At 65.8% G+C, this 5015-nt stretch carries 5 protein-coding genes; 4 read left to right on the top strand and 1 reads right to left on the bottom strand.

All coding sequences use genetic code 11. The features are described from left to right. From KDB67_RS15480 to KDB67_RS15465, 4 genes are all read left to right on the top strand, one after another. The coding region (locus KDB67_RS15480) for a hypothetical protein (RefSeq protein ID WP_291017357.1) at positions 1-370 on the top strand (370 nt) is incomplete at its 5' end. A gap of 57 nt (positions 371-427) precedes the next feature. Then, the gene (locus tag KDB67_RS15475; protein ID WP_291017354.1) at positions 428-1456 is read left to right on the top strand and encodes a Zn-ribbon domain-containing OB-fold protein; all 1029 of its coding nucleotides are present in this window, start codon (positions 428-430) and stop codon (positions 1454-1456) included. Positions 1457-1464: 8 nt separating this feature from the next. Next, positions 1465-2499 carry a thiolase domain-containing protein gene (locus KDB67_RS15470; protein WP_291017352.1) on the top strand — a complete coding sequence of 345 codons (1035 nt, stop codon included), beginning with the start codon at positions 1465-1467 and terminating at the stop codon, positions 2497-2499. Further along, positions 2496-3674, top strand: a complete 1179-nt coding sequence (locus KDB67_RS15465; protein WP_291017359.1) for a thiolase domain-containing protein — start codon at positions 2496-2498, stop codon at positions 3672-3674. Before KDB67_RS15470 ends, KDB67_RS15465 begins: the two co-directional genes overlap by 4 nt. Positions 3675-4013: 339 nt before the next feature. On the opposite strand, the gene KDB67_RS15460 is transcribed toward KDB67_RS15465, so the two are convergent. Further along, positions 4014-5015: AMP-binding protein (locus KDB67_RS15460; RefSeq protein WP_291017351.1), on the bottom strand; the 1002-nt coding region annotated here is incomplete at its 5' end.

Below are 5015 nucleotides of genomic sequence, written 5' to 3'. Positions count from 1 at the left end.
TGCCGCCGAGCGTCGTAATTCGTGGGCCAAGGCACCGGATTTCGCCGGAGATCCCGAGCGGGCCGCGGCCGTCGCCCGTGCCACGGCCGGTGACCGCGAGCACTACCTGCGCGGGGGGATGACCGAAATCGAGTGCCGCAGTTGTCATGCCTGCGTCATGGTGAAGAAGACGAGCTCGTATCACACCAGCGTGCAGTGGAACTCCGATGCACGGGCCAAATGCAATGAACTCGAACAGCTTCGCCGATCCGGCGGCAATCCGGCATTGATGCCGACCTGTCCCCGGATGTCGGCAAGCATCAACCACGGGGTGGCCGAGGGCATTATTCCGGCCGAGTCTCCAGAGGTCGATCCCGACGGCTATTGGTGAGCACCACCGGTTTTCGTGGGCCTTGTGCCTGAAACTAGAACGTGTTCTACTCGAAGGGTGAGCATCAGCACCCCGGCCGGCGCCGTGACGGAAAGTCCGGTGGCCCCAGTTGCCGACCCGATTACGGAGATTCTTTCCGCGCCGCTGCGCAACTCGTTCGACTACACGCGCTCGCTCGGGCCGGTCCTGAGTCAGTTCGCCCTGGCGTTGCGCGACGGACGCATCCTCGGCAGTCGGTCCGCCGACGGCCGGGTGTTCGTTCCCCCCACCGAATTCGATCCCGCCACCGGCGCGGCCAGTACCGAGCTGGTGGAGGTGGCGTCGACCGGAACCGTCACCACCTGGAGCTGGCAGGCCGAACCCACAGCGGGACAACCGCTTTCCGAACCATTCGCATGGGCGTTGATCAAGCTCGACGGCGCCGACACCGCCCTGCTGCACGCCGTCGCCTGCAAACCCGGCCAGATCAGCACCGGCGCAAGGGTTCACGCGGTGTTCCGGGCGGTCCGTACCGGCCGCATCGACGACATCGCCCATTTCGCGCTCGGTGACGAGCCCGTGCCCGCACCGGAGGACACGAGCGAGCACTCCGATAATTCCCAGGTCATCATCACCACGCCGATCGCCTCGGAGATCAACCACTCCGCCACCGCGTGGGAGTCGGACTACCTGCGCGCGCTCCACGAGGGCAGGCTCATCGGTTCGCGGATCGGCTCCGGCGTCGACGCCGGCCGCATCTACTTCCCGCCGCGCGGCGAGAGCCCCGCCGACGGCGCACCGGCCGTCGAGAAGGTGGATCTGCCCGACACCGGCATCGTCACCACGTTCTGCATCGTCAACGTGCCGTTCACCGGTCAGCGCATCAAACCACCGTATGTGGCCGCGTACGTGCTGATCGACGGCACCGACATCCCCGTCCTGCACCTGATTCTCGATTGCCCCGCCGACGAGGTCCGCATGGGTATGCGGGTGCGCGCCGCCTGGGTGCCCGAGGATCAGCGCGAACTGTCGATGGGCAGTATCAGCCATTTCAAGCCCACCGGCGAACCCGACGCCGAGTACGACACCTACCGCGACCATGTCTAGAGGATCCCGTGACTTTTCCCCGCATCGCGATCGTCGGGTTCGCCCACAGCCCGAACGTCGCCGTCACCCACGGCACCACCAACGGCGTCGAAATGCTGAGACCGTGCTTCGACAAGCTGTACGCCCAGCTCGGCATCACGCGCACCGACATCGAGTTCTGGTGCAGCGGATCATCCGATTACCTTGCCGGCCGGGCTTTCTCGTTCATCTCGGCAGTCGACTCGATCGGCGCGATGCCGCCGATCAACGAATCGCACGTCGAGATGGATGCCGCGTGGGCGCTGTACGAGGCATGGGTCAAGATCGCCACCGGTGAGGTGGATCTGGCGCTGGCCTACGGGTTCGGCAAGCCGTCCGCCGGCAATACCGATCGCACCCTCACCCTGCAGACCGACCCGTACACGGTGGCGCCGCTGTGGCCGGACGCCCGCTCGCTCGGCGCTTTGCAGGCCCGCGCCGGAATCGATTCGGGTGCGTGGACGGAGGCCGACATGGCCGCTGTCGCCGCCCGCACCTTCGGTGGGGACGCCGAGGAACTGCTCGCCGCCGACTATGTGGCCGATCCGCTTCGCGCACACGACATCGCGCCGTACGCCGACGCTGCGGGTGCGGTGATCATCGCCAGTGAGCGGCGGGCCCGTGAGCTGGTGGCGAACCCAGCGTTCATCACCGGCTGGGACCATCGCATCGACTCCCCCAACTTCGGGGCCCGTGACCTCACGCTCTCGCCGTCGACTGCGCGCGCCGGTGACACCGCGTTCGGGGACGCGTCCCGTGCGGTGGATATCGCCGAGATCAACGCGTCGTTCACCCATCAGGAATTGATCGTGAAAAATGCTTTGCGGCTGCCGGATTCGGTGCGGATCAATCCGTCGGGCGGGTCGCTGGCCGGTAATGCGCTGTTCTCGGCCGGGTTGCAGCGTATCGGGTACGCGGCGCAGGAGATCCTGACCGGCAACGCCGGTACCGCGGTGGCACACGCGTCGAGCGGGCCACTGCTGCAACAGAACATGGTGGTCACACTCGCTGGGGAGAACAGCTGATGAGCAAGAACAGAGCCGCGATCCTCGGTACCGGACAGACCAAGTACGTCGCCAAACGGCACGATGTCACGATGTCGGGAATGATCCGCGAGGCCATCGACGCCGCGCTCGCCGACGCACAGGTATCCATCGACGACATCGACGCCATCGTCATCGGCAAGGCCCCCGACCTGTTCGAGGGTGTCATGATGCCGGAACTGTTCATGGCCGAATCACTTGGTGCCGTGGGTAAACGACTCATCCGGGTGCACACCGCCGGATCGGTGGGCGGGTCGACTGCCAATGTCGCGGCGTCGCTGATCTCCGGTGGCATCCACCGGCGGGTGCTGGCGGTGTCGTGGGAGAAGCAGTCCGAATCGAACGCGATGTGGGCGTTGTCGTTGCCGGTGCCGTTCACCAAACCGGTCGGGGCCGGGGCCGGCGGATTCTTCGCGCCGCATGTGCGGGCGTACATCCGGCGATCGGGTGCGCCGATGGACACCGGTGCCATCGTCGCGACGAAGGACCGCCGTAATGGTGCGCTCAATCCCCTTGCGCACCTGCAGCAACCGGACATCACCGTCGACAAGGTGATGAGTTCGCAGATGCTGTGGGATCCGATCCGCTACGACGAGACCTGTCCGTCGTCGGACGGGGCGTGTGCGGTCGTCATCGGCGACGAGCAAGCCGCTGATGATGCTGTGGCACAGGGTAACCCCGTTGCGTGGGTCCATGCGACGGCGATGCGCACCGAACCGCTGTTCTTCGCGCACCGCAATGTGGTGAACCCGCAGGCCAGCCGCGACGCGGCCGCCGCGCTGTGGAAGGCCGGCGGGATCAGCGACCCGCTCACCGAGATCGATGCGGCGGAGATCTACGTGCCGTTCTCATGGTTCGAGCCGATGTGGCTGGAGAGTCTGGGCTTTGCTCCCGAAGGCGAAGGGTGGAAGCTCACCCAGGCCGGGGAGACGGCGATCGGCGGCAAGCTGCCGGTGAACGCGTCCGGTGGCGTGCTCTCGTCGAATCCGATCGGCGCGTCGGGCATGATCCGGTTCGCCGAGGCGGCCATCCAGGTGATGGGCAAGGCCGGAGCCCACCAGGTCGAGGGCGCCCGCAAGGCCCTCGGTCACGCGTATGGCGGTGGGTCGCAATACTTCTCGATGTGGCTCGTGGGGGCGGACAAGCCTTCGCATTGATGATTCAGTTTGTCCGCCCCCACGATCTCGGCATCACAGTGGGGGCGGACAAACCTTCGCATTGATGATTCAGTTTGTCCGCCCCCACGATCTCGGTATCACAGTGGGGGCGGACAAGCCTTCGCATTGATTCGTTCGAGGTGGTTACAACATGCGTGGATGGTCGCCGGACCCAACGCGTCCCTCGCTCCTTCGTCGCTTCGGCCTCAGGGATCAAGATGTATGGTCACCATCAACAAGCACGGCAAGATGTGTGGTCACCATCAACGATCAAGATGTGTGGTCGTGAGAGGCATCTTGATCCCTGAGGAGGGTCGCGCGAGCTTGCGAGCCGACTCGTCACGAAGGGTCCGGCGAGATGCGGCCCCCAACCGGTGAGAACCGTTCGCGGAGGGCGGCTTTGTTGACCTTGCCCATCGGGAGGCGGGGGAGGGTGTCGGTGAACTCCAGTTGTTCGGGGCATTTGAAGCGGGCCAGGCCGGCGGTGTGGCAGTAGGTACTCAGGGCGTCCAGGGTGAGCTCGGAGCCGGGGGCGAGAACCACTATGGCGCAGGTGCGTTCACCGGTACGGGAGTCAGGTAGGCCGATGACGCTGGCGTCGGCGACGGCGGAGTGCGTGAGGATGACCTCTTCGACCTCGCCGGCGGAGATGTTTTCGGCGTTGCGGATGATGATGTCCTTGCGACGGCCGTCGATGTGGATGTGTCCGAGGTCGTCGATGGATCCGAGGTCGCCGGTGCACAGCCAGCCGTCGTCGTCGAGTGCCCCGGTGTTGAGGGATTCGTCGATGTAGCCGGAGAACAGTTGTGGGCCTTTGAGTCTGAGCTCGCCGTCGACTATACGGACCTGTACTCCGGGCATGGGCGGGCCGACGGACCGGCCGACGTCGGGGTCGTCGAAGCTCTGGCTGGTGGCGACGGGGAACTCCGTCATACCCCAGGCGTCGACGACCGCACCGTTGACCCCGAACACCTCCCGGAGTTCACGTTGCACCTCTTGCGGTGTGGGTGCGCCGCCGGCGATGAAGCCGCGCAGGTTCGGGAACAGCTGCGAATTACCGTGGGCTCGCTGGGCTGCGATGTAAGCGTGGAAGAAAGGCATCGCCGAACCGAGATTGGTGCCGCCGTGCGCGGCCATCCGGTACGGGGTGACCGCCGGGTCCCAGGTGTCGAAAAGCACCAGACGGCAACCGGTTCGGAGGGCGGCGCTGAGCATGGCGACGCCGCCGATGTGCGCGAGCGGCCACGGGATGGGCAGCACCGACGAGGTGTCGGTGCGCTGGCCGTCGGTGATGCCGTTGGAGGAGGCGATCACCGATCTGTCGGTGTGCTTGACACCTTT

This window comes from Gordonia sp. (in: high G+C Gram-positive bacteria), from assembly GCF_020438995.1.
Lineage (GTDB): Bacteria > Actinomycetota > Actinomycetes > Mycobacteriales > Mycobacteriaceae > Gordonia.
This window is presented reverse-complemented; position numbering and strand designations above follow the sequence as displayed.